The organism is Novosphingobium aquae, assembly GCF_037572715.1.
Lineage (GTDB): Bacteria > Pseudomonadota > Alphaproteobacteria > Sphingomonadales > Sphingomonadaceae > Novosphingobium > Novosphingobium aquae.
This window is the reverse complement of sequence record NZ_JBBHJY010000009.1, coordinates 41,802-65,908: the sequence shown is the minus strand read 5'-3', so window position 1 is coordinate 65,908 and position 24,107 is coordinate 41,802. Positions and strand designations below refer to the sequence as shown.

At 55.1% G+C, this 24,107-nt stretch carries 25 protein-coding genes, 1 tRNA gene and 1 pseudogene; 9 read left to right on the top strand and 18 right to left on the bottom strand.

Annotation, left to right across the window (positions count from 1 at the left end):
• The first annotated feature begins 89 nt into the window (after window positions 1-89).
• The gene (locus WG900_RS16275; protein WP_339968759.1) at window positions 90-992 is read left to right on the top strand and encodes a hypothetical protein; all 903 of its coding nucleotides are present in this window, start codon (window positions 90-92) and stop codon (window positions 990-992) included.
• 7 nt (window positions 993-999) lie between these two features.
• Here the strand turns inward: WG900_RS16275 and WG900_RS16270 are convergent, their stop codons facing one another.
• The 3 genes from WG900_RS16270 to WG900_RS16260 are packed head-to-tail and all read right to left on the bottom strand — an operon-like array spanning window position 1,000 to window position 5,152.
• The gene (locus WG900_RS16270) at window positions 1,000-1,731 is read right to left on the bottom strand and encodes a 2OG-Fe(II) oxygenase family protein (RefSeq protein WP_339968757.1); all 732 of its coding nucleotides are present in this window, start codon (window positions 1,729-1,731) and stop codon (window positions 1,000-1,002) included.
• A complete protein-coding gene (locus WG900_RS16265; RefSeq protein ID WP_339968755.1) occupies window positions 1,728-3,899 on the bottom strand; it encodes a peptidase domain-containing ABC transporter in 2,172 nt (723 codons plus the stop codon). The genes WG900_RS16270 and WG900_RS16265 overlap by 4 nt, the downstream gene beginning before the upstream one ends.
• On the bottom strand, window positions 3,896-5,152 hold the full coding sequence (locus tag WG900_RS16260; RefSeq protein ID WP_339968753.1) for an HlyD family secretion protein: 1,257 nt from the start codon (window positions 5,150-5,152) through the stop codon (window positions 3,896-3,898). The genes WG900_RS16265 and WG900_RS16260 overlap by 4 nt, the downstream gene beginning before the upstream one ends.
• 192 nt (window positions 5,153-5,344) lie before the next feature.
• On the opposite strand from WG900_RS16260, the gene WG900_RS16255 reads away from it, so the two are divergent.
• Window positions 5,345-6,622 carry a TolC family protein gene (locus tag WG900_RS16255; RefSeq protein WP_339968751.1) on the top strand — a complete coding sequence of 426 codons (1,278 nt, stop codon included), beginning with the start codon at window positions 5,345-5,347 and terminating at the stop codon, window positions 6,620-6,622.
• 294 nt (window positions 6,623-6,916) lie between these two features.
• Here WG900_RS16255 and WG900_RS16250 read toward each other — a convergent pair whose 3' ends face one another.
• Both WG900_RS16250 and WG900_RS16245 read right to left on the bottom strand, forming a co-directional pair.
• Window positions 6,917-7,327, bottom strand: a complete 411-nt coding sequence (locus WG900_RS16250) for a nuclear transport factor 2 family protein (protein WP_339968749.1) — start codon at window positions 7,325-7,327, stop codon at window positions 6,917-6,919.
• Window positions 7,328-7,362: 35 nt separating this feature from the next.
• Window positions 7,363-7,590: a hypothetical protein gene (locus WG900_RS16245; protein WP_339968747.1), complete on the bottom strand. Its 228-nt coding sequence runs from the start codon at window positions 7,588-7,590 to the stop codon at window positions 7,363-7,365.
• Between the two features lie 574 nt (window positions 7,591-8,164).
• On the opposite strand from WG900_RS16245, the gene WG900_RS16240 reads away from it, so the two are divergent.
• The gene (locus WG900_RS16240) at window positions 8,165-9,082 is read left to right on the top strand and encodes a HEPN domain-containing protein (protein WP_339968745.1); all 918 of its coding nucleotides are present in this window, start codon (window positions 8,165-8,167) and stop codon (window positions 9,080-9,082) included.
• On the opposite strand, the gene WG900_RS16235 is transcribed toward WG900_RS16240, so the two are convergent.
• Window positions 8,968-9,564: an IS66 family transposase zinc-finger binding domain-containing protein gene (locus tag WG900_RS16235; protein WP_339968743.1), complete on the bottom strand. Its 597-nt coding sequence runs from the start codon at window positions 9,562-9,564 to the stop codon at window positions 8,968-8,970. The two genes, WG900_RS16240 and WG900_RS16235, sit on opposite strands and share 115 nt — an antisense overlap.
• Window positions 9,565-9,944: 380 nt before the next feature.
• On the opposite strand from WG900_RS16235, the gene WG900_RS16230 reads away from it, so the two are divergent.
• Window positions 9,945-10,439: an Abi family protein gene (locus WG900_RS16230; protein ID WP_339968741.1), complete on the top strand. Its 495-nt coding sequence runs from the start codon at window positions 9,945-9,947 to the stop codon at window positions 10,437-10,439.
• Window positions 10,440-10,547: 108 nt separating this feature from the next.
• Window positions 10,548-10,850, top strand: coding sequence for an Abi family protein (locus WG900_RS16225; protein ID WP_339968739.1), 303 nt, complete (start codon window positions 10,548-10,550; stop codon window positions 10,848-10,850).
• Window positions 10,851-11,123: 273 nt separating this feature from the next.
• Here the strand turns inward: WG900_RS16225 and WG900_RS16220 are convergent, their stop codons facing one another.
• Window positions 11,124-11,486 carry a HigA family addiction module antitoxin gene (locus WG900_RS16220; protein WP_339968737.1) on the bottom strand — a complete coding sequence of 121 codons (363 nt, stop codon included), beginning with the start codon at window positions 11,484-11,486 and terminating at the stop codon, window positions 11,124-11,126.
• A 22-nt stretch (window positions 11,487-11,508) separates the two neighbouring features.
• The gene (locus WG900_RS16215; RefSeq protein WP_339968735.1) at window positions 11,509-11,799 is read right to left on the bottom strand and encodes a type II toxin-antitoxin system RelE/ParE family toxin; all 291 of its coding nucleotides are present in this window, start codon (window positions 11,797-11,799) and stop codon (window positions 11,509-11,511) included.
• Between the two features lie 179 nt (window positions 11,800-11,978).
• Here WG900_RS16215 and WG900_RS16210 point away from each other — a divergent pair, with 179 nt between their 5' ends.
• On the top strand, window positions 11,979-12,191 hold the full coding sequence (locus WG900_RS16210) for a helix-turn-helix transcriptional regulator (protein WP_339968732.1): 213 nt from the start codon (window positions 11,979-11,981) through the stop codon (window positions 12,189-12,191).
• A gap of 43 nt (window positions 12,192-12,234) precedes the next feature.
• Here the strand turns inward: WG900_RS16210 and WG900_RS16205 are convergent, their stop codons facing one another.
• On the bottom strand, window positions 12,235-12,888 hold the full coding sequence (locus WG900_RS16205; protein WP_417598315.1) for a tyrosine-type recombinase/integrase: 654 nt from the start codon (window positions 12,886-12,888) through the stop codon (window positions 12,235-12,237).
• A pseudogene (locus tag WG900_RS20250) lies at window positions 12,889-13,458 on the bottom strand (tyrosine-type recombinase/integrase); the annotation flags it as partial.
• 359 nt (window positions 13,459-13,817) lie between these two features.
• On the opposite strand from WG900_RS20250, the gene WG900_RS16195 reads away from it, so the two are divergent.
• From WG900_RS16195 to WG900_RS16185, 3 genes are all read left to right on the top strand, one after another.
• Entirely contained in the window at window positions 13,818-14,948 is a 1,131-nt protein-coding gene (locus WG900_RS16195; protein ID WP_339968730.1) for a tyrosine-type recombinase/integrase, read from the top strand.
• 71 nt (window positions 14,949-15,019) lie between these two features.
• Window positions 15,020-16,108, top strand: a complete 1,089-nt coding sequence (locus tag WG900_RS16190; RefSeq protein WP_339968728.1) for an adenine-specific methyltransferase EcoRI family protein — start codon at window positions 15,020-15,022, stop codon at window positions 16,106-16,108.
• A complete protein-coding gene (locus WG900_RS16185) occupies window positions 16,105-17,193 on the top strand; it encodes an HNH endonuclease family protein (RefSeq protein ID WP_339968726.1) in 1,089 nt (362 codons plus the stop codon). The genes WG900_RS16190 and WG900_RS16185 overlap by 4 nt, the downstream gene beginning before the upstream one ends.
• 1 nt (window position 17,194) lies before the next feature.
• Here the strand turns inward: WG900_RS16185 and WG900_RS16180 are convergent, their stop codons facing one another.
• From WG900_RS16180 to WG900_RS16145, 8 genes are all read right to left on the bottom strand, one after another.
• Window positions 17,195-17,995, bottom strand: coding sequence for a hypothetical protein (locus WG900_RS16180; RefSeq protein ID WP_339968724.1), 801 nt, complete (start codon window positions 17,993-17,995; stop codon window positions 17,195-17,197).
• Window positions 17,996-18,128: 133 nt separating this feature from the next.
• Window positions 18,129-18,485, bottom strand: coding sequence for a RusA family crossover junction endodeoxyribonuclease (locus tag WG900_RS16175; RefSeq protein WP_339968722.1), 357 nt, complete (start codon window positions 18,483-18,485; stop codon window positions 18,129-18,131).
• A 2-nt stretch (window positions 18,486-18,487) separates the two neighbouring features.
• A tRNA-Thr gene (locus WG900_RS16170) sits at window positions 18,488-18,581 on the bottom strand.
• A gap of 950 nt (window positions 18,582-19,531) precedes the next feature.
• Window positions 19,532-19,891 (bottom strand): hypothetical protein, encoded by a 360-nt coding sequence (locus WG900_RS16165; protein WP_339968720.1) that lies wholly within the window; start codon window positions 19,889-19,891, stop codon window positions 19,532-19,534.
• Between the two features lie 436 nt (window positions 19,892-20,327).
• Window positions 20,328-20,564, bottom strand: a complete 237-nt coding sequence (locus WG900_RS16160; protein ID WP_339968718.1) for a superinfection immunity protein — start codon at window positions 20,562-20,564, stop codon at window positions 20,328-20,330.
• Window positions 20,565-21,549: 985 nt separating this feature from the next.
• Window positions 21,550-21,951 (bottom strand): single-stranded DNA-binding protein, encoded by a 402-nt coding sequence (locus WG900_RS16155; RefSeq protein WP_339968716.1) that lies wholly within the window; start codon window positions 21,949-21,951, stop codon window positions 21,550-21,552.
• 10 nt (window positions 21,952-21,961) lie between these two features.
• Window positions 21,962-22,558 (bottom strand): ERF family protein, encoded by a 597-nt coding sequence (locus WG900_RS16150; protein ID WP_339968714.1) that lies wholly within the window; start codon window positions 22,556-22,558, stop codon window positions 21,962-21,964.
• A gap of 692 nt (window positions 22,559-23,250) precedes the next feature.
• Window positions 23,251-24,102 carry a hypothetical protein gene (locus WG900_RS16145; RefSeq protein ID WP_339968712.1) on the bottom strand — a complete coding sequence of 284 codons (852 nt, stop codon included), beginning with the start codon at window positions 24,100-24,102 and terminating at the stop codon, window positions 23,251-23,253.
• Window positions 24,103-24,107: the final 5 nt, after the last annotated feature.

Sequence of the window (24,107 nt, the reverse complement as noted above, 5' to 3'; positions counted from 1 at the left end):
CATGTATGCAAAACCCTAAAGACACTTGTGCGCCGGTCGATTCTACCTTGAGGACATCCTCATCACCGGTTGCGTCCCATGAACGGGAAATGGTGTGGATCCTGGGCCAGCCGCAACTCGAGAACTATCTCGACTTCCAGACCAACAAGGTCATCGGAGGGGACCCAGGCGATCTCCGCGTTCATGCCGCAGACTGGCGAGCGGCAAATGATCTGTATTACGATCTGGAGCAGAGCGAAGCCGGCCTGCCTGACACCATCGACTGCACTCCTGTCCCCCCCGAACTCGTTCCCCTGGCACGCGAAGTGGAAGAACATCGCTGGTTCAAGTCTTCGTTTGCCGACCTTCCCTATTCCTTCGAACGGGTAGAGCTCGACAAGCTGGTCATCTCCCAAATCCAGGTGGAGACTGGTTATGCCGGGCAAATTGCCGAGGCGCTCGGACAAGAGCCTTCTCAGGAAGCACTGTTTGGGTTCTGTCTTCCGCTTGAAAGGCAGTTCCCTCCATATCGGGTCAAGAGGTTGGGCTCGACCCGATACCAGTTCACCTCCTTCTCAAGCGATTTTCGCGATCACCGCCCGATATTGCTGACGGGTGAAGACTTGGCAGCCTTGACGCTTGCGAATCCTGCGACTGCCTTTCTCGGCGTGCCAATCGGCTTTGGCTCAAACCTGCTGAGCGGCATTCGCAGCGGCTCGAGAGTGCTTTTGCAGAATGGCTATCACCGGGCCTATGCCCTGCGCAGCGCCGGATTTACCCATGCATGGTGCGTCGTTGAGACAGTGACGCGCAAGGACGAACTGCGGCTCACAGCTAGCGAGGATGTCATGGCCGATCCGGAGTTCTATTTCGCCGCGCGCCGCCCGCCCATGCTGAAGGACTTCTTCGACCCCCGCTTGGCACGGCATTTCCGCGCGCGCCGGAGCGAGTTTGTGATCGACGTCGAAATCTCGATCCGGACCTCGGGAGCCTTGGAAGTCACAAACACCTAGCAGACCGCTATTTTCGGGAAAGCCACCCGGTGATTGAATAGCGCTGCCGCGGCGCGGCGGGACTTACCAGCGAGACGCTGTGGTACCGTGGGACGGTGAAGAGGTCCAGAGTATTGAATTGTGGTACCAGCCCGCAGAACGGTACTTCGCCCAGTTCATGGAACATCAGTAGCCCGCCCCACTCAAGGCGCCATTGCGGTGTCAGGCCAAGAACAAAAGCTGCGGCCCGTCCCGATCCTTCAAGGTCGTCGTCGTGACCGGTGAGAAAATCTCCCGGACCATATGACGTCACTTGGCCGTCCGTGAAAACAGGGTCTGATATCCCCGTGATAGCTGAGAGCATGCCCTTCACGTCCGGCTCCGACAGAAGCCGGCTTATCTGAGTCAGTACGGGGTCCATGCAAGTTTCGTCCTTGCCCGGGACGCGCAAAGCCGAATAGCAATATTGAAAACCGTCGCACGCATTTTCGTACATTTCGCGCGATATCCGGGCCTTCTCCGGCATTCGCGGCTTTCGCCATTCGTCCCGAGGGATTTCATGAGCCCCGCCGCCGGGCTTGTTGATCAACTGCATCCAGTTTGCCTCGGCATCAAGGTGCCGGTACAACTCGAGGGCGCCGGAATTCAGGATATGGGGGATGCGCACGTGCCCGTTCTTGAGGAATTCCTCGGCATACCTGGATACATCGAGGCCAAGGTTTAATTCCAGCGGAAGCGCAAGGCGGGTCTGGATGTTCAAGCTGTGCCTCCTTTCACTCGGTCAGACACGGGCTCCTGATAGGCTCGCGGCGCAGCGAAGCCCGCTTCAGCGCGCGAGCGCATCGTGACCTGCCCTCCGTCAACCTCGAGGATGATGTCAGCAACCCGAACGAGGGCCGGCCGGTGCGAGATCGCGATCCGGGTGATCGGCCAGCCCGCAATCGACCGCGCGAGGATCTCCTCGGTCTGCGTGTCAAGGTTTGCCGTCCCCTCGTCGAGGATCAGGATGTCGGGCTGACGGTAGATGGCCCTTGCCAGCAGGATGCGCTGACGTTGCCCTGACGACAGGGCCACGCCCATGTCACTGACAAGGGAATGATAGCCCATTGCCATTTTCGAGATGTCCTCATCGATCCGGGCAAAGCGGGCCGCACGCTGGATGCGCTCCTGGTTCGGGGTGGGATCAAAGAACGAGATATTGTCAGCAAGGGTACCTGACAGCAGGTAATCGTCCTGCATGACCGCTCCCACTCGGGCTCTCCACGCCGCGAGGTTGGACATCCCCAGCGGTGCTCCGTCTATTTCAAGTGAACCACCTTGCGGAGTCAGAAGACCTAGCAGCAGGCGCATCAGGGTCGTCTTTCCGGCGCCAGAAGGGCCCACAACTGCGACGAGCGATCCTGCGGGAATTTCAAAGTTGACGCGTGACAGCACCGGCTCAGACTGCGCCGAATAAGCGAACGTCAGATTGGTGGCACGAATGGCGGGGGGCAAGATCGCACTCCGCCGCACTACGTTTGGAGCAAGCTGCTCGCGGGGTTCCCCGACAATATCTGACAAGCGCTGAAGATGGACGGACAGCAGGCGCCATTTTTGCCATTGCTTGACCAATGCCCGTGCACTGGCCGAAAACGTGCTGCGGTAGGACAGGAAAGCAAGCAGCGTGCCCACCGTCAGGCTTTGACTGATTACAGCCAATGCCCCGAAATAGACCGTCAGCAGGAAGGCCAAATTCGAAGTGATGTCCTCAAAGAAGTCCACCTTCTGGCTGGCCATCTGCGCCTTGTAGCCCGCTGAAATGACATCGGCATAGTGGTTGCGCCATCCGCTTTCGCGAGGCGCCTCGAAGCCGTGAAGCTTGATGGCTCGCATGGCCCTGATGCTTTCGAGCACATAACTTTCTTCCTGTGCCTGGGCTATCAGTTGCTCCTCGGTCAACCGGCGCAAAGCCGGATGAGCAAGCTGCGTGACAAGCAGGTAGAGCAACGTCGCACTCACACCGATGAGCGCGAGCGGCACGCTGACGTAGAACATGACAAACAGGGTTGCGATGACAAGGGTCGTGTCGATCACCGCGTCCACCAGGCCGTGAGTGAGCAGGGACTGGATCGGGCCGACGGCACCCAGCCTGGACATTATGTCGCCGACGTGGCGCCGCTCGAAATACGTGGCGGGAAGACGCAGCAGATGGCGCATCAGGTTACCGGCAAGCTGAAACGTCAGCGATTGCCCAAGGCAGACTGTCACCCACGTCCGTAGAAAGCGGCTGACAGACTGCAGCAGGTATATGAAGCCGAAACCGAGCAACAGCACGGTAAGAAGGCTGCCATCGCTCTCGTTGACAGCTTCATCGACCACCATTTGCATGAACAGCGGGCTGGCAAGCGAGGCCAGTTGCACGAGCAACGACAGGAACAGGACCTGCGCTATGGCGGAGCGGAAGTTGGTAAGCTGGCTCCATAGATCGGTGAGCCGTGTCTGGACGCGCGCTTCGATGGGTTTGAAGTCCGGCGTTGGCATCAATTCCAGCGCGACTCCGGTAAAATGGCGGCCGATTGCCTGTCGCGGCATTCGCACCCGGCCGCGTGCCGGGTCCAAGATGACAACGAACCTCGAGCCAACCGATTCAACCACTACAAAATGATTGAGATCCCAGTGCAGAATAGCCGGTAAGGCGAGTTGGCCAAGCTCGTCGACTTCAAGGCGGACCGCTCGGGGTGCAAGATCGAGCGCTGAGGCTGCCGCCATGATCTGGCGCAGGTTCAAACCGTCGAGCGACGTTGGGAATCGTCGGCGAAGTCCCGCCAGATCGACCCGATGTCCAAAATGACGAGCCACCATCGCCAACGAGGCAAGCCCGCATTCGGCCGCTTCCGACTGGACGATGGGCGCTATCCGCCGTGACCAAGGCCATTCGAAGCTGCTCACGCGGGCTCCCTGTTTCCCCAGCCGAACAGCGACGCCCACAAGCTCCGCCGTTCAAGCATAACTTTTCCCTGCACGGTCATTCCGGGCCGCAACATCTTGACACCGCCCTGCACTCGCGGCGCAAATGACTGGAGAGAGGTTACGATCTTGAAGACCGGCTCCGAAATCTTCAAACTCGGATCAAGCGCCGTCGGTTCAATGGTTGCACCAGACACTGACGCGATGCGACCTGAGCCGGTTCCGTAAGTGCGATAGGGAAACGCATCGAACTGAAGGCGCACTTCGTTTCCGATGCGGGCGTGACCAACTGCGCCAGTAGGTGCGTAGAGCCAGATTTCGAGCTTGCTACCTACCGGGATTATTGTCGCGACCGAGGCATCCGGTTTGACTTGCTGGCCAATCTCGCCCGTCAGATCGCTCACTGTACCTGCCACTGGAGCGACCAGAACCAAACGGTCAGATCGCTCGAGCGCCTTGAACTCTCCTGCAAGGGCCGCGCGCTGGCCCTCGATCAACGAAGCGGACTTTGCCCCGCCTGCGGTCAACAGGGTGCGCTCTGCTACAGCCGCTTGCCGCGCCGAGCGCTGGGCAGCCACCTGTTCGGCAATCGCCTCAACTTCCGCACGGCGAGCAAGCACCGTCGAACGCGCGTCCTCGACCTGCCTTTGAGTCGCCGCCTGGTCCCTGGCCAATGATTCTGCGCGGCGGGCGGCGGACTCGGCGAGCCTGACCTGTTCGCGCGCCAAGACCAACTGTCGTTGGAGCGAGGCAATTGCCGTATCAATCCCAGCAGAACGCTGAGTCAGTGCCGCCAGCTGCGAGATTGTCTCGATGCCAGCAAGGTCCGACTGCCGCGCAAGTTCGGCATCCTGCCGCGCCAGATCCTTGAGCTGGGGTGCAAGACCTTGCGCTCCTTGCGCTACGGCCAGTTCCACCAGCGGCTCGCCTGCCTCGACATGCTGTCCGGGTTTTACAAAAATCCTCGAAACTTCCGCCGTCGTCCGGGGATAGATGCGCGCTACGCCCTGATCATAAGCGACAACTCCGCGCACGCTGGTGGTCGATGAGTAAGTACCAAACGCTGCAATCAGCAGGGCAATTGTGAACGCTGCTAGAGCGAGAATGGTATAGAGCCACGAGCTTGGCGGGGTCGCCGCTATGACGCGACCAGACAGGCGGGTGCGGCCCGCCTCGATCACTTCACTACGGAAAAGTTGTTGCGCCATAGACCTCGGTTCGACGTGATAATCCACGTGCGCAGTAGCCGCGATTCGAGAAAATCTGGTTAACCCGGGCGGCCCCTGCCGTTTCGGCCGCCAGCAACCGCTAAGCCGATATTTACCCCTGAGGGTTAATTTAGGCCCATGGCTACTCGGACCCCTGTTTTTCTGGCAATACCGCTGAGCATGATGATAGCTGGATGCGCCGGACCGGTCGCTCCCGCCATGCGTTATGAAATCGGTGACTTGGCGTGGACCGCCCAATCGATTGATCCACCTGCGCAGCCTCAGCAAGACCTGGCTACACTAATAGGCGATCCCCGGCTGAAATTGCTTATCAATCAAGCGCTGGAAAATAATCCTGATATCGGCATCGCTTCAGCTCGGGTCGAACGAGCGCGGGCGGAACTGGTGGGCATTCGCAGCCAGTCTCTGCCGAACGTCACGGCAGACGCGGGAATCGGACGTGAATTCAGCAGAGCATCGGGCAAGACCCTAGATTTCGGTGTAAAATCGCTGAGGCTTGATGCATCCTGGAATCCCGACCTGTTCGGAAGGGTTCGAGCCAAAGGCGATGCTGGCCGGTCGCGGTCAGCGGCGGCAACATGGGAGCTGCAAGTTGTCCGGCAGATGGTTGAGGCCGAAGTCGCCCGAGCTTGGGTCCAGCGCGCTACGCTCAAACGCCGCCTGCAAATCTATGACGCCGTGATCGCGCGATCCGAGGAAATGGAGCGGATCGTACGGGTACGGCAACGCGCCGGGGCAGCTACTCGGGTTGAACTTGGCTTGCAGTCGATCCGCGTCCTCGAATTACGCGAGCGGCAAAAGACACTCGAGCGCAATCTGGATCAGACGCGCACGACCCTAGCTCGCCTGACCGGGAGCCCGGCTCCGGGTTTCCAGGCAGAAGATCCCCTGCCGAGCGACCTCAAGATACCGGACATTGCACTGCCGGCGCCGCGTATCCTGCTTGCCAATCGTCCCGACATTTCAGCAGCGGAGGAACTCATCAATGCAGCAGATGGAGACGCACGCGCTGCGCGCGCTGCCTTCTTCCCCAGTTTCAACCTCTCATTTGTGGGAATGATCGAGGCGCTTACCGGGCAACCCAGCACCCAGTCTCTATCGCTCGGATCGTCGTTGCTGACCCCGATCTTCAATCGCGGAAGTCTCAAGCGAGACTTGGCAGTCGCCCGCGCTGACCAACTTGAAGCCGCCGAAACTTTTAGAAAGACAGTCTTGGCCGCGCTTGTCGAAGTTGAAGATCTGATGCGCGAGCGCAGTCTTAATCAAGATCGCCGCACGATCATCGACAAGATCACTGCAGAATCGCAACTGACAGCAACGTTGGGCAAAGCCCAATATCTGGAGGGAGAGGAAGATCTCCGCACTTTGATTGATGCAGAAGAGTTGCGCAGTGATGCGGAGGAAGCTGGGGTGTTGCTGTGGCAGGAGCAAATGCTGACACAAATCGGGCTTTATCAGGCCATTGGTAAACGTTAGACTACACTAGGTATTTCCTTGCTTGTGTCGGGAAATCCACTGTCGCTTGAGCGCTTCAATCGAACCAGGTGCGCGGGACAAAATCTGGACCGTGAGTTTCATTCCATCGAAGCAAATTACGGGAAAGATCACCTCGATCTGGTCCTTGCAATTGGCTATCTTTCTAAGCGCCTGGCAAATGCCCGCGTCGTCGGATTTCTCGCGCAACATCATGCAGGCATACTAGGCGAGTTCCAGAAATCCATTGATCTGCAGAGAGCGGCTTCACTAGAAAGAAGGTGAAGCGACTTGCTGTCAGCCCATCTCCTCAATCATCACCTTGTACACCCGGGCCTGGAACCGCCATTGCCCATCCTCTTTCCGCAATGTGTCTTCGTACCGCCCAACCAGCTTGTGACTGCCTGCACCGTCTTTGAATACGAGATGCTCCTGCGCATAGGATCGGCATTCCGCTCGATCCCCGTCAATCTCGCATGAACCGAGTTGACCGATGAAGCTTGTCACCTCGACATTTGCCATGAGCCCATCATAGGTCGAAGCAATTGCGGCCTTGCCTGACACATCGAAATAATGCGTCCACCATGTCGCGTCGTCGGTCCAGCACGCGAGCCAATCACCTCGGTCCATTCGGGCGGCGGCATCAGTATAGCTGTCCAACAACTCGCGGATGGCAAGACGGTCTGCACTAGGCCCGGAAAAAGACATGGCACTCCAATCAACTAATCAGGTTTGACGTCATATCACTGCACACCATCCGACACAGAGCTGGCCAGATCAAGAAGGTAGGCTCTGCTTTCTAGCGCCAACCTGATTGTCGAAGCAGCGACTTGCTCACCATGGATATGCAGCAGGGTGTCGGCTGGGCCGCCCATAGCGGCCACTTCCAATGCAGCGAGTTCAGTGAGGTACAGATCGATCCATTTGACAACTTGATCGACGGCTAATTCGGCGGGATTGGTGGTTGCCATAACTGTATCCTTGCCCAGCGGGGCCGAATTGGCTGATCCAATTCGATCGGCACTAGCGATCAGATGGCTGCGAAAACCGTCCGTATCAGCCGGTATCCTGCGGGAGCAAGGACACAAGCAGCCAAAATGACAAACTCGATTTCCATTCTTTCCGGCTTGCGCATGATGAGCACTTAACAAACGCGATATTTGTAAGATAGCGCAGTGCTGCCGGTGGCAACCAGAGCGATTGCGATCTTCGCTGAACTAAGGGAGCGTAGGAACTGACGGTGCCGAGGCCCCTTCGGTGGTTAGCAAGATTTTGGGACTTTCTGCCAAAGCCAAATCCCAAATTTTTACCTAAAATGAAGCAGAGGGACGTCCCGCTTTTGAGGTTGAGGAAGTTGGTCTTGTACGAAAGGAAGCCGAGCCAGAATGGCTGCTTCGACTTTTGATCGCGTGGTGGCTGAGAAGGGCAGGGCCCGAAGCCGGATCGCTGACAAGGCCATGTCCGCTGCGGAAATTTGCGCCATTGTCGAGTCAACTCGAGTTCAGGGTATGGGCAATTCCTGTTTCGTTCTGCTAGACTTGCCCGATGCGCACTGACCTTGACCACCTGCCAGCGAACAAGCAGCGCGAGCTTGAGCATGTGTTGCAGATCCTGTTCGAAGAATTTGGCGATGCCTTTGCCCTCGCAAAGCACGAGTGGAAGAAGCAGGGGCGAATTCTCAAGGTCATCCTTTACGGCTCGTACGCGCGGGGCGGATGGATCGACGAACCCCACACCGCCAAAGGCTACAAAAGCGACTACGATCTGCTGATTATCGTCAACGACAAGCGCCTCACCGACCGGGTCAAATACTGGGCCAAGCTCGATGATCGGCTGATGCGAGAATATGGCATCACTGGCGCACTCAAGACGCCGGTGAATTTTATCGTGCACACACTGCAGGAAGTGAACGACGGGCTAGCCCACGGCCGCTACTTCTTCATGGACGTCGCGCAGGACGGGATCGCGTTTTACCAAAGCGATGATACCGAACTACACACGCCCAAGCCAAAGACGCCGAAGCAGGCGCTGGCGATGGCCCAAGAATACTTTGACGAGTGGCTTCCAAGTGCTCAGCAGTTTCTCATCCAAGGCACAGAAGCGGCGGCTCGCGGATGGACTAACAAAGCTGCGTTTGAGCTTCACCAGGCATGTGAGCGTTTATATCACTGCGTTTTGCTCGTGGTGACGTTCTACACACCGCACGTGCACAATCTCGGCTTTCTCCGCACCCAGTCGGAGCGGCTTGACCGGCGCCTGACATACGTCTGGCCCGCCGATGACCGCAAGCACCGCGTGCTGTTCGAGAAGCTCAAGGAAGCCTACGTCAAGGCGCGGTATTCGAAGCACTACCGGATCAGCGACGAAGAGCTGGCTTGGCTCGGCCAGCGGGTCGAAGAACTTGGCCAAGTTGTGCATGAAATCTGTTCGGAGCGGATCGCGGAGTTGGAGAGCAAAGCCTGAACGACGTCCGGAATGACCGCTCCTCGGGGCACTCCGTTTAGGCAGCTTCGGGACGGAGATAAGCTGATAGCGGACATTGTGTGAGTCGGCGTCTTGGGGCAGCAGCCGACCAGAGCACTAACCCGCTGCGCGGGAGGGGTGCTTGGGGTGACGTAGTGTTGTATGCGTGAGGCTTTCGGTGGGGCGGCGTTGTCCTGCGACGGTGGAGTTCCTTCAACGGAGAAGAACTTGCCAGGGCGGACATGGCGCAGGACACGGAAGCGAGCCGGCACATAATCCAGTACTTCGGTGACGTCTTCGCAGATCAAGGTTTCGGTACCACCGCAGCCGCAAGGCTCAGGCCGCTGCAGTGTTGTCAGGCGCGGGATGTGCGCGGGGATCGGCGCTCTGGTTCCAGCCTTGCCCGCAGAGTCGCAGTCGCCGCCTGCAGTGCGGTCCGCTCCAGTTGTTGATGGCAGAGTAAAATGCCCCAGAACTGACATTTCTCTGTGACGGAAATTCTTGCCCCTCTCTCGAACTCGGGGGCGTTGCTGGGCATGCCCCGCTGAAGAGGGGTAGGCCGAGGCCTCGGCACGGCGAGCGACACGCGACCTTCAGCGAGACTCTGCGCCGACTCACCAATCAGGCAAAGTTCATGCACGCGGGCCTCGGTCGGTTTTGGTATTCGATGTCTGCGAGCCTCAATCGCATATCTGCGGACAAAGCGGGACAAATCTAAGCCGCGCTCGTCGACGTCCATTGATGCCGAGTACGTCAGTTATTGATTTGTTCCGAAGTACGCCCTATTGACGAAGCAATCGCACCCGCCCGGCCTCTGTCCGAAAGGATATGCACACTGGGCGGGTCTTTTGTTTTCAGGTGCTTGATCATACAAGATCAGTTGCATGATTCAAACCTTCACAAAGCCCTCACTGACGATCGACGAACAGATCGTTCACCTGCGGGCGAAGGGAATGACGACGATGCCGTGGCGGAATACTGGCTGCGCCACGTGAGCTATTATCGTCTCAGCGCCTACTGGCTCTACTTTGAATTCCCCAAGGGACAGGCCGGCCCACGGTTCCAGCCCGGCGCAACCTTCGACAACGTGACGGCCCTATACGATTTCGATCGCATCCTGCGCCGATTGGTGATGCGGGGAACCGAGCACGTCGAAGTCGCGCTGCGGGGAAGCTGGGCCAATCAACTTGCGCAGCTTGGTGATGGGCATGCTTACCTGCAGACAAAGCTTTATCGCGAAGCGCGCGAATTCCGTTCCAGCAGGCGCAAATTGCAGCAAGCGGTGCAGCGCTCCTCGGAAACCTACATCGATCATTATCGCAGAACCTACAGCATTCCCAAGCGGCCGCCCGTCTGAATGGTCGCAGCGATGATGTCATTCGGTCAGCTATCACGCTGGTATTCGAATCTTGCCGACCGTGCCCTCAGAAACTGAATCGCTGCCCCGTTAGGACTGCCGGAGACCGTGTTGGTACCATTGATCCGCCATGTTACCGACATTCGCAAGATCTGCGCTCATCACGGCAGGCTGTGGAACCGCGGCTTTTTGCAGCCGCCAAAGCTGGCGCAAAAGCCGGCGCATCTGTTTGTATCGTTTGACAAGGCGGCCAACCAAGTACCAGCCAATCTCTACAACGGACTGACCACGATCGGCCATGTCGTCAGGACAGTCGCGCCAGATTCGACTTGGCTCTCGGACCTCAAGTCGCACCTCAAGACGCACCCCACGGGCGATCTCCTCTCGATGGGTTTCCCGGCCGAGTGGTAAGTCCGGAGGTTGTGGCAATGACCAGCCTTCTGTCACTTCGTCGATCCGGTAGTCGTAGAATTGTTTTGGGCAGCGGACGGTAATACGTAAGCCAAGCGCAACTGATCTGTGTTCTGCTGGCTGGAAAATTGAATGGCGGACCTTGTAACAGTGAGCACCTTGATGGGCGCGATGGACACGTGCTGGTTTATAAAACGGACAAAAAGCATAGTTGGATTTAGCGTTTTTGCCGTTCGGTAAACCTCTGCACATTTTGGGTGTATTTCCATTGCATCAACTCGGCCGTTCTTCAGCTGCTGTTTCGCGCGCAGCCGCAGAACGGGCGTCACTCGGCAGCCCCTTGAACGGCGCAACCTTGATCTCACCCTCGCGCTTTCGTGCCTGCGCAATGTCGTAGCTGTTCTGCATCCGCATCAGCGTGTCCATTGACACGCCGAACGCCTTTTCGATCCGCAGCGCCATTTCGGACGAAAGCTGCGAATGCTCGTTGAGAAGCGTAGAGAGCGTCGCGCGGGTGACGCCCAGCACCTGCGCTGCCGCCGTCACCGACAGGCCCAGCGGCTCGATGATTTCGGACTTCACGAAGCCGCCCGGATGGGCCGGGTTCTTCATGCGGATGCCTGCAATCGCGCTCATGTCCAGCTCCTAGTGCCAGTTCCTAATGATAATCTTCATAATCGAGGTCGATGATCTCGATTTCCTGTCGGTTGATCCGGAACGTCATCCGCCAGTTCTTGGTGACGAACAGGCTCCATGTCCCCTTGCGGTCGCCGGTCAGCATATGGGCTTTCCAGCTCTGCACAGTGCGAAGCTCATCTTCGATCTCCATGTCCTGGAGGAAGGAAACGATGCGCTGCACCTTTACAACGACGGCGGGTTGGAGCCCGCTGGCGTCATCATTTTCGAGAAAGCGTCGCAACCCTTTGTGGATCACGTTTCGGATTCGCATGATGTCTCCTAGTGGAAAAAGTGTTCGGCGTCAAGTTACGCCATACGCTCAACCGCACCGTCTGCTAGCTTCTCTGCGCCACAATGCGATGTGCCGACAAATCCCCTTTTCACACGAATTTGCACGGCCAAGATTGTTCGCAGGGGTGTCATCAACGCTCAACCAATGGAACCACGACCATGCCCGAACCAGACCGCATCATTCGTCTAAGGACAGTCCTCGACCGCACCGGACTGTCGCACTCTACCCTTTGCCGCAAAATCGCCGAGGGCACGTTCCCGCGCCAGGTGAAGATCAGCATTTACGGTGCGGTCTGGCGGGAGTCATCGGTCAACCGCTGGATCGCCGACCCGATTGGGTATCGCGAAGATCTGCCGAGCCAAAATTCATAATGTGCCATTTTGAGAGCTGCGTCGCCGGGATCCAGGGCATGCGCTACGCGCGCGCCCTGATCTTTGCCGGTTGGCTGATCGGCACAGCGGCGCGCATCTCGTCCAGATAGTCGCTCCACCATTGATGCATGGCGACACGTTCCTCCCAATAGCGGCCCCGGTTATAGACGCCGCCAATGCTGTTGGCGTCGGCGTGGGCAAGCGACCTTTCGATGGCATCCGGGGACCATCTGCCGCTCTCGTTGAGCAGGGTCGAGGCGGTGGTTCGCAACCCGTGCGCCGTCACTTCCCCCACAGCATAGCCCATGCGCCGGAACGACTGATTGACGGTGTTTTCGCTCAGTGGTCGCCGCGAAGTGTAGAATGCCGGAAAGACGTAGCCATCCGGACCGGTCAGCGCGAACAGCTCATTCAGATAGGCCAGCACCTGCCGGGACAGCGGAACTTCATGGGGGCGGCGCATTTTCATGCGCTCAGCTGGGATTTTCCAGACGGCATTGTCGAGATCGAATTCCGACCATTCTGCCATGCGCAGTTCACCGGGCCGCGCCATGACGTGCGGCGAGACCTGCATGGCGAGGCGGGTGATGGCATGGCCGGTATAGGCGTCAATCGCACGCAGAAGTTCGCCCATCTGTTTGGGATCAAGGATCGCTGCATGATCCTTCACCTTCGGCACGACAAGCGCGCCGCGCAGGATCGAGCTGGGATCGCTCTCGCCGCGCCCGGTGGCGACCGCATACCGGAAAACGCGACCGGCAAAGGATTGGCAGCGCCGCGCCGTTTCATACTTCCCCTTGGCCTCGATCCGCTTGAGAGCGGCCAGAAGGTCGATGGGCTTGAGGTCGGCCACCGGTCGTGCCGCGATAGGCTCCAGTTGCTCCAGCAGCCAATTGGCCTTCTGCGTGGTGGTATCGGCCTGACCTTGTGCCACCTGCTTGTCGATATACTCCTTCGCGATCTCGCCGAAGGTGTTAGCGGCCTTGAATACGGCGACCAGCTTCTCATGCTTGCGCTTTGCCAGCGGGTCCGTCCGGTCCTCGAGCGGCCTGCGAGCATCGTCACGACGTTTCCGTGCCTCGGCAAGGCCGACATCGGGATAGCGACCAAGGGCCAGGCGCTTTTGCTTGCCCATCTAGCGATACTTGTAGCGCCACAGCTTCGGCCCGTTCGGATGGACCTCAAGGTAGAGGCCTCGTTCATCGGTGCATTGCGTTACTTTGTCGGTCGGACGGATGGACCGGATTTGCAGCTCTTTCAGCGCCACGGTCGATTCTCCTCAGCTGGTCCGGGAGAGGTCCAGCGAAGGCGTTTCAGGGCCATGGTGCCATCGACTTTTGCCTGGGGCCATATCGCCCCAATCGTGGCACCCCATGGCCCCGGATTGCCTGATATCGCTTGGCATACCCCGGGAGTGGTGAGGCTTGAAAATGGCAGATTTCCGCCGGTTTTCCGACCCTTGCGGGATGCCCTGACACGGAAAAATGGTGCCCAGAAGAGGCATGATTTGAGTCCTCATGGCGCACCATGTTGACCGTAAGTGGCTGATAGCCTTGCTGTCCCTTGCTCACCCTCACTCATAGTGATACATGCCAGCACAGGTCAAAAGGTGGAATAGAAGGTGGAATGAAAACCAACGCTCTCTCAGCGACCGGTGCAAAGAACCTTGGAGCCGGGAAGCACGCGGACGGCCAGGGCTTGTGGCTTTGGAAATCCAGCAAGAGTCGTGGCAGTTGGGTACTGCGCTATGTCTTTGAGGGCAAGCGCAAGGAGACTGGCCTCGGGCGCTGGCCTGATGTTTCGATAGTGGAAGCGAGACAGGCTGCGACTGCCGCTAGACAGGCCGTCAGGAGCCAGATTTGCCCGATAGAGACGCGAAACCGCGCAAAGCGCCCTGTTCATTGTCTCACCGTCAAAGCTGCCATAAAGGGCTGTTTTGAGGCGAAGCAGGCGGAGCTGAAAGGTGACGGTGTGGCTGGCCGCTGGATGTCGCCGCTTGAGGTGCATGTCATCCCGAAGCTGGGCAAGCTGGCGATTGAGAGTGTGGACCAACACGAGCTGGTCAAACTGCTAGAACCGCTCTGGCATACGAAGCCGGAAGCGGCTCGCAAAATCATGAACCGTATGAACATGACGCTCAAGCACGCTGCGGCGCTCGGTCTCGCGGTGGACCTTCAAGCGACGATGAAAGCGAAAGCGCTGCTCGGGAAGCAGCGGCATGATGTCGAGCATATCCCCTCACTGCCCTATGTCGATGCGCCAAAGTTCTATCAGTGGCTCGGGACGAAGGCCGGGGTGTCGGCTCGTGCCTTGCGCTTCCTCATGCTCACGTGCGCTCGGACTAGTGAGGTGCGATTGGCGCGGTTCGATGAGATTAAGGACGGGGTGTGGACGCTGCCACCGGAGCGGACAAAAACCGGAAAGGCACACCGTGTACCGCTGTGTCGTGAGGCGGTGGCGATAGTGGAGGCGTGCCAGGGTAGCGAGTTTTTGTTCCTGTCTGCGATGGGGAAGCCGATAAGTGACGTGGCGATGAGCAAATTCATGCGGGAGAATGGGTACGACGCCAGGCCGCACGGTTTGCGGGCCACCTTCCGCACCTGGGCCGAAGAGACGACCGATGCGGACCACGAGACGAAAGAGGCTTGCCTTGGTCATGCGGTGGATAGTGGCGTGGTGGGAGCGTATCAGCGGAGCGATAGGCTGGTGAAGCGGCGGGCGTTGTTGGCTACGTGGGAAGCGTTCCTTATGGATTAGAGGTCTTACGTTGACTGGGGTCGCGGAGTCTCTATCTGTTCTCCTCGTAGTGCTGAAAATGGGGAAGTTTCGTGGCTAGTAAAAGTCTCAATCGCAGCCTTGTGGGTGCCAAGATTGCGAAGGAAGACGAGTTCTACACAGAGCTGACGGACATTGAGCGCGAGCTGAAGCATTACCGAAAGCACTTTGAGGGGAAGGTCGTCTATTGTAACTGCGACGATCCCAGAGTGAGTAACTTCTTCCACTTCTTCAGCTACAGTTTTGAACGTCTTGGCCTCAAGCGCTTAATCGCGACCTGCTACAAAAGCCAAGCTGCTGATTTATTCAGCCAGAATGATTCAGAACAAGCGATCTACCTGGAATACGAGGGCGACAAAAACCACAACATGGTGCCGGACCCGGCTGAAATCGGGATGCGTCCGCTTAAAGGTGACGGGGACTTTCGTAGCCCAGAGAGCATAGACTTGTTGAAGCAAGCCGACATAGTAGTGACAAACCCTCCTTTCTCGCTTTTCCGTGAGTACGTTGCGCAGCTGATGAAGCACGGCAAAAAGTTTGTAATCGTCGGCAATCAGAACGCCATCAGCTACAAAGAGATTTTCCAGCTCATCAAAGATAACAAGCTTTGGGTAGGTGCCAATAGTGGCGATATGCGGTTTCGGGTGCCTGATAGCTACGCCCCGCGTGAGACGCGCTATTGGGTGGATGAGACCGGACAGAAATGGCGGAGCCTCGGTAACGCCTGCTGGTTTACCAATCTCGACATTGCGCGGCGGCATGAGAATCTGATCCTCTATAAAAAGTACAATCCAGTCGATTACCCCACCTATGACAACTACGACGCGATTGAGGTGTCGAAGGTGGCGGATATCCCTATGGACTTCGATGGTGTGATGGGTGTGCCGTTGACCTTCTTGGACAAGCACAATCCTGACCAATTTGAGATTTTAGGACTGAGTGGGACCAACTATCCGACTACCAAGAAGTATGGGCAGAAAGAGCGGGTAGTAGATGGTGTTCGCAAGAAGTCGAACACTGGAACACTCGGCTGTGTCGTGCGGACCGACTCTTTCGGAGCGGGTACGCATTTCGATGTGGGCTATCCGGTGCGAGGTATTTACCGGCGATTGTTTATCCGCCGTATAGGGGCAACAGGATGAAGATTGAGCTCAAGGAGATTACCATCGGTGAACTGACTGATGGGTACGAGGATAATGAGGAATCTGGCGTAGTCGGCTTCGGGGGTCAGCTCGACATTCGTCCTCCGTATCAGCGTGAGTTCATCTACAAAGACAAGCAGCGGGATGCCGTCATTGAAACGGTATTCAAGAGCTTCCCTCTCAATGTCATGTACTGGGCAGTTCGTGATGAGGGTGGCTTTGAGGTAATTGACGGGCAGCAACGGACAATTTCCATCTGCCAGTACGTTGCTGGCGATTTCGCGTTTAAGAGCCGCTATTTCTACAATCTCCAGCCCGATGAGAAGGAGCTGGTCCGCAGCTACAAGCTGATGGTGTACTTATGCAGCGGGACCGATAGCGAGAAACTGGATTGGTTCCAGACGATCAATATCGCTGGCGCTCAGCTCACAAACCAAGAGCTACGTAACGCGGTGTATTCTGGACCATGGGTGACCGACGCGAAGCGGTATTTCAGCAAGAATGGGTGTCCTGCTTATGGCATTGGCAGCAAGTACGTTCCTGGTGAGCTAAACCGTCAAGCGTACCTTGAGACGGCCATCAGGTGGATAAACAACGGTGACATTGAGGGCTACATGGCTCTTCACCAACATGACCCGAATGCCAACGAGCTGTGGTTGTATTTCCAGGCTGTGATTGCCTGGGTCCAAGCGACTTACCCGACGTACCGCTCCGAAATGAAGTCAGTGTCCTGGGGAGAGCTCTACAATGAGTTCAAGGCGAAGCCGCTAGATTCAAAGTGGCTTGATGCTGAGGTCACTCGGTTGATGGCTGATGAGGATGTGGAGCGCAAGAAGGGCATCTACTCGTATCTGCTCGATGGCAAAGAAAAGCATCTGAGCATTCGTGCGTTCAGCCCTGCGATGCGGCGTGAGGCGTATGAGAGGCAGAAAGGCATCTGTCTCGAATGTGGTCCAGGCACCAAGTACGAACTTGAGGCGATGGAGGCCGACCATGTGACGCCGTGGCATGAAGGTGGCAAGACCACGGCTGCGAATTGCCAAATGCTTTGCTTGGAGCACAATCGACGCAAGGGTGGGAAGTAGCTTACTTTTTAAACTGCTCTGTCAATGTCGCTCCCATCTTTGCGATACGCTCTCTGTTCGCCTTAAGTTGCTCTGGCGTAATCTCTGATGCCTCCTTTACCGACTGAGAAACAAAAGGAGTGCTCGGGAGGGGATATTGAGTGCGGAGCTGGACCTGGTCCTTCCTGATAGCATTCTCCAGGAAGGCCTTGTAGTTTTTGTAGACTTTACTCTTCGACTGGCACCAAAGGAGAAGGTCGGTAGCTTTGCTCTGGATGCCTTTTGGGGAGATTGAGTACTCCTTCCTGAACTCTTCCAAAACATCTGCCGGGACCGTTTTCAAAAAAGAGATGGAGGTAGACTCTTTAGTCTCTATATTCTTTTCTATTCTATTCTCTTCTCTTCTATCGTTAGCAGTTTCGTTTCCATTCGTTACGGACGTTACATCGGTATCATTATACCTTTGTTTTAAGCGGTGCTTTTTTACCCTCTCTGTTACAGTCATCGCGGATGCTTGCCGCTTGTTCCAATTTACTAATTCAACTAGCCCAGTGTCGGACTTTATAATCATTCTCATATTTTCAAACTTCGTGAGTATGCCTAGAAGGGCATTCCACTCCTCTGGATGGTAGGGGTCAAAACGGATGCCAGACTTCTCAAGCAATACCTCAACTGTGAGATATTCGATTAGGCCGGGCGTGGATGATGTGCTCGCTAAACATAGCAGCGTGATCCAACAGGATCGTTCTTGGGCAGACATGCTGCCAATCTTAGGGTCAGAGAGAAACTCTCCGCCGTAAAATTTAAACCAAGGGTTTATCATATTCAATTTTTGGACACAAAAAGCTGGCAACCTTACGAGTGACCAGCTTTTTGTGCGTAAGGTTTATAAAGCGAGAAAATCTCGCCCTAGAAGTATACCGTACTCGGGTGGAGCCGTATCACTCCCAAACTTATTACAATGGGGATAACTCCATCTCCACCACATTCACCTCCCCCTTCCTCAATTTCTCAGCCGTGATCGTGATTGCGCCGATATACTCCTGCTCATCGCCAGGTATCACGCCACACGCCACGAGAGCATCTGCGACCATCTTTGTCATGTAGACGTGATTGTCGATGTCTAGGCGGCTGCCAGTGAGCTTGAAGTGGTATTTGATGTGTACGGGGTACAAACCCTCGTAGCGGTCAATTTTGGACGTGTGGACCGCCCATTGGTACTGCTCCTTGTGCTGCATCCGCTCCCGAAAGTGGATGCCCGCATAAATCTTGTTAAGGCTTATCTTCTCGGGGATTGTGATAGTGAATTTCATTGTGAGTCGTGTAGGAATCGAACCTACTCAGGTGCCTTAGCTGTCGGCACACCACGAGGTACTAGCTCGCTGCTCTATCCATTAAGCTATCGACTCTGTACGAAATCCCGCTCGGGTGAACGGGATTAAGAAGGAGTGTAATTGTTGTACGTCTCTTCGGAGTATGAAAATTATTAGTAGCCGCGCCTGGGTGGGAGGCGCACTAACATTTTAGCATACAAAAATCCACCCTCGTCGCGTGAAAGGTGGATAATTGCGTACAACGTATCAAGTAATACAGCCTATGTGGACCAAACCACACCAAGAGTATAGCAAAGAAAGCCTCCCTGGTAAGAGGGAGGCAGTGTATAAACGGGGACTAGTGCCCCTGATTGATTTAGATCACCTCCCTTCAGTTGTTGCAATAGGGGCATATTTTGCATGAACCGATACAGAACCTGGGTTGAAGCGTTCCTCGGCTCTCAGGGGCCTTTTTGAGCTCCCTAGGTGGGTAGTAGATGCGCTTGGTCTTAGCATTTTTCATCGCTTCCTCCTTTCTTCCGATACACACGGGCGTGCGTAATAGTGTTTCCTTCTACGATGGTGACTGCGAGCGGTATTCGTGCGCCGAACCTGACGCAAAACATTACGTCAGCGACCATGTGCTTGCTAGAGCAATAGATACGCTCGTGGGTCTGAGGTAGCGCTTTCATTTCGATTATGGAGAAGCACCACTCACATGTTGTTTTGTGCATAGGTGCCTCCTGTGATGTACTGGCCTGAATCCATTATACACCGGACAAAACAAAACCCGCCGGAGCGGGTGGTGTTAGCCCTCACATGAAATGCAAACTGATTCGCCTGGGGCTGTATGTATACGGGGCTTACTCGGCCCTACGTCAGGAAGGTCGAAGTCAGGTGTCGTGTCCAGGCCAATATACTTATAGCCCTTGTCAACTAAACCTTGGTGATATCGCACGTCCTCGTCAGTGGTTATATCGACGGTTGCGATGTGGCCGCCTGGGTCGTGGCGGTGATACGTCTTTCCTTTTTGTAGCATTGAGAAATTATAGCACCTGGTTATCGCTCTCTGGTAAGGGGGTGGCTATCTCTTTCATTCTGTCGTAGGCGTAATTTACTACTTCATTGAGAATTAAGTTGGCAGGAATGGTATTACCTCGCTCTTGCAAGGTATACATAAACATCTCTACCTCTTTACGCTTTGCCTCCTCCACCTCCGCTTTATGTGCTTGGTCTTTGAGGGTGAGGGCTTCCATAAAATATTCCTCAATCACTTTTGGTAGTATGCCAGCTATTTTAGGGTCAAATTGGGAACTACTATCAAATGGGTTTGTATTTCCGTATCTTTTCCAGAACTCAAATAAAATTTCCTCATTACTCTTGGTGTTTGGTGTGTTTGATGTCATAGGGTTTTACTTATCGTATACGTCTTCTGCCATTCCTGTTAAAAGACCAAAGATGAGGAATCCACAAGCTGATAGAAACCCCATTTCGATGAGTTTTAATGCAACTGAAAACGACAGTGCAACCATCCATGTTAGGGTTAATGCTGCAAAAATATGTACTACTTTCATACACTGATGTTGTTAAGGGTGGATAAGTCCTCTCCTCTGTTATCTTGATTCATGAGCGGCATTTACTTGATAAGATTGCTAATCTGGCTCTCTTTAATTCTGCTTCGGTTGGGCGTTTATAATTGTTCATGTGGGTTGGGGGCTAGGTTTTCCATAAACTTTTTACACTCAATGCACGGTACATTTACATCAACTCCGTGAACGCAGGGTACATGTGGATACTTTGGTTCCTCTTCTCTGTTATTTTGATTCATGGTGGTTAGAGTTCTTAGATTTTGCGCGGTGCTACAGCCATAGCCAGTGCGATCACCCAGCCAATCAGTGTCCAGCCTAGAAAGAGGTTGATGACACAAATAGACGCGGTGTTGTGCTTGCGACCGTAGGCGATTGCGGTTGGTAAGAGGTAGAAGAATGAGATACCGGCGATGATGAAAGCGATGCAGATGCGGGTGTATTGTGCTCGGTATTTCTCGGGTACGATTGGTTCGGTAAGTTTTGAGTTCATAGTTAGTTTATTAGATTAGCAATGGTATAGGTCACGACTAGCACGATGACGATAACGGCGGTGTCGGCTAGGAGGCGTTTGACAGGGGTCATATGATTCTTACGATTAGTACCTTACTTCCGTCTACTGTAGCCTTGCGGTCAAAACTACGCTTGAACCCGTTTTCGATTTCGCATGATCTTACGAGGAAGCGGATACTTGTGTGGTTTATGTAGTCCGTTCCTCTTTCTAGGAGAATCCGGTCACCTGGCTTTAATGCATCGATGGCGTGCCTAGCTTTAGATCGTGGCCGGTGATGCTTGTTGAACTTTTCAGTGTTCAAAAACTCAGCAGCAGCCTTTTTTGATAATTTTTTCACTGTTAAACGGTTATAGTTTTAATGATTTCAATAGCGCGACCGTCTTTGATAATGAACTCGCTCACCTGCTTGGTGTGGTGTGGCTTATAGCAGTACCAACTGTGCTTATCTCGTATCTCCACAGACAGCTCGCCCTCTTCCGCTAGCTCTCGAAGCCGTCTGGTGGCGTTCGCTGGGGTGTAGGCGGTTGTCATGGTGACAAGGCGCTGGATGTCTCCACTCGCTCGCCATACGCCTGGCTGCTTCTGATACCAGGATAGGATGCGCTTTTTAAGCGGGAGCTGCTCGGCTGATGCTTGCTGTTGCGTGGTCATACGTGTTTGCGTTGCTTAGTAGGCTTGATAATTTGGTCATAAAGCGCCTGGCACCGCTGCGAGCAAAAGTGCTTTTTCGCTTTGAGGGTCGGGTCGCTGATTTTGCGATTGCACCATTGGCAGTGGTATGCGGGCTTTATGGTGGGCATGTTAGAGAGCTGCTAGTCCCGCAAATCCGACGATAATGAGGAAGAGTGCGCCCATAGCCAGGCCGGTATCGTTCTTGTTGAAGTCGAAAAACTTTGTGGTCTCTGAGTGGCGGGTAAATAGGTTTAGGCGTTTGTTGTATTTGTACATAGGCGGCTTTAGTTGACTAAAATGGGATTTCCTCTTCGGTGATTTCATCGGTTGGGAGATGTGCGTCCTCGTCGCGTACTACTGTAGTAGCCCCAGACTTTGGACCAAACTGGACGATATCTGCCACTATCTCAGTTCGGTATTGCTTCACGCCATCCTTATCCCATGATCGGGTCTGGATGCGGCCTTCGACGTATGCCGGTGAGGCTTTGGTAAGGTACTTCGCGCAATTCTCGGCAGTTTTTCCGAACACCACGACGTTGTGATACTCAGTCTCCTCCTGGCGCTTGCCATCTCGGTCGTTGTACGAGCGATTGGTAGCGAGGCTGAGTGAGCAGACTTGCTGTCCATTTGGGAGTGCCTTTAGCTCGGGGTCACGGGTAAGGTTGCCGTAGATCATCGCTTTGTTGAGATACATAGGTTATTGATTATGCTGAAAATGTTGCTTTGACCTCTGCGGCTACAGCGATGACCTCGTTGTCCTTCCGGATTGCCACTGGAAGCGCCTTGTAGGCTGCTGTGAGGGCGGCAAGGTCGGTTGTTTTGCGAAGTATCGTGAAGGCTTGCTCGATAGTCATTGCGGGCGCTTGTGGGGCTTTGGGAGCCGTTGGTGGTTTCGTCGCCGCTTGGTTCCCGTCATCGTCGTCATCCTCCAGGCCGAGCATCGTCACGAGTGAGTAGCGACGGGCGTAGGTGACTGCGCCTCCTAGCTTCTGCATATCGCTGGCACCGATGAAGTTGATGCGTCCTGTGATGGCTGTATCGGTATCAGGGTCATGCAATACGGTGATGAGGCCGATTTCGTCTGGTAGCTGTGTCATCACGATGCCGCATTGAGTTAGCGCCGGACGCACTTTGCCGATGACTTCTGAAAGGTCGGCATACTTGCTTTTAAAGTGTGGATTGTTGGCATCTTTTTTGATGCTTATCCCGAGTTTTTGAAACTCAAGAAGTTTTTTATGTATGCTCATATTGTTGTTTATGAGTGGTCTATTGAGTCCTCCCTTATGGCCCTCTCGTTCCATGTCTCTCCCCCTCCTGGCTGTGGGGGGGGTAGGCCATCGGACGGGCTAGTGGATTTTGCCCGCGGACCTCTCCGTGGTTGCATGAAGCGAGTGACTAGGGCCTGGACTTCATCCTTTGTTGGTTCCCTGTCTCCGAGCTTAGAAGGTGTACTCATAGGCTGTATGTACTAGGCTAATAATTGATACTTTCGTATCTCTGTATATAGTACGCCTTTGTGTGAAAAAGGGTAGTGGTAAGGTGTGTATAACTATGGTGGAATACAAAAAAGCACCATTTAAGGCGCTATTTTGTGTACGGTGAACCTCCCACAAATTCAATTTATCACGATGTGTATCGGTGGGTTTTGCAGAACTTATAGCTACACTTGTAGCTGGGGTATTAAAGCATCTACTCAGGCTTTTGCAAAGAGAGGTTTTGCCCAGTGAGTGTACGGACAATTTTTCGGAGTAGTCCGTATACCGTACCAAGAGCACCAACAAATGAGAGGCCGTAGAATACCGCGTCGGCTATCACGTTCACTACATCGGTGAGTTGCTCGGATTGAAAGTTGCATTGGTAGCCAAATTGACAGGCGATACCTAGCGCTTGCATAGCGACTGGAATAAGGAAAACGAGGAAAGCTCGGACAGAGAGAGATACCTTCTTCGGGTCTTTGGACGAGTACCAGAGAGCGGTTATGATAGATTTCATATTATTTTTTGTAGGTTAAGAGTAACTTTTGTAGTGGAATAACTTTGCTTAAAATCGCAATCATCTGTTTCATGATGACGATCCGCTTGGACGGGGTGTAGTCCCACTGCATCGTCCAGGCTTCGGGTATAGCGCCTGAGGCGAAATACTCCTCGCTTAGCCATTGCCATCCCTTCACTCCGGTCTTGTCGCCCCAGGAGTTCTTGACGCCGATATACCGCTTCCCCTTGATGGTCTTGAGCTTGCCACAGTACAGCCAGTGTGCCCATTGTCGCTTATATGGCGGCTGCGGGTACGAGCTGCGCCAGGTGCCGTTGTCTTCGCCCTGGATGAGGATGATCGCGCCGTAGTTATCAGCTACCGCCTGGGCCACCATGTCGAAGTCGCCCTGGATGCGGAGATACGAGAGTGCCTTAGTGTTGGCGATGTCAGATAGGGCATTTGGTGAGAGGGTTGGCTTAGTGGTGACGAAGGCTTCGCTCGGGGCTTTGCCGTTTTCGTATGAGCTGGCGTCCGCTTCTTTCGCTACACCCTGGGTCTTCACAAAGTCGCAGTTGTCACGGCCACGAGAGCCTCCCCCTGGGGCGACATGCGTGTGGGAGTAGATATGTCGGGCTGAGCGCTCCTCGTAGCTCTTAGAGGCAAAATATTCGAGCACAGCGGCATAGTAGCTCCAGGCCTGGCCGCCACATGAGAAAGAGCGGCCTTGGTCTTTGGAAGCGATAGGGAAGCCAAGGAGCTTTTCAATATCAAAGCCGGTAGTCCAGTCGATAGCGCCCTTGCCGAGAGGGGTATACCAGTAGTCACGCGGGTCGTACCCGCTCTTGAGACCTCCGGTTGCTAGTGGTTCCATATGCT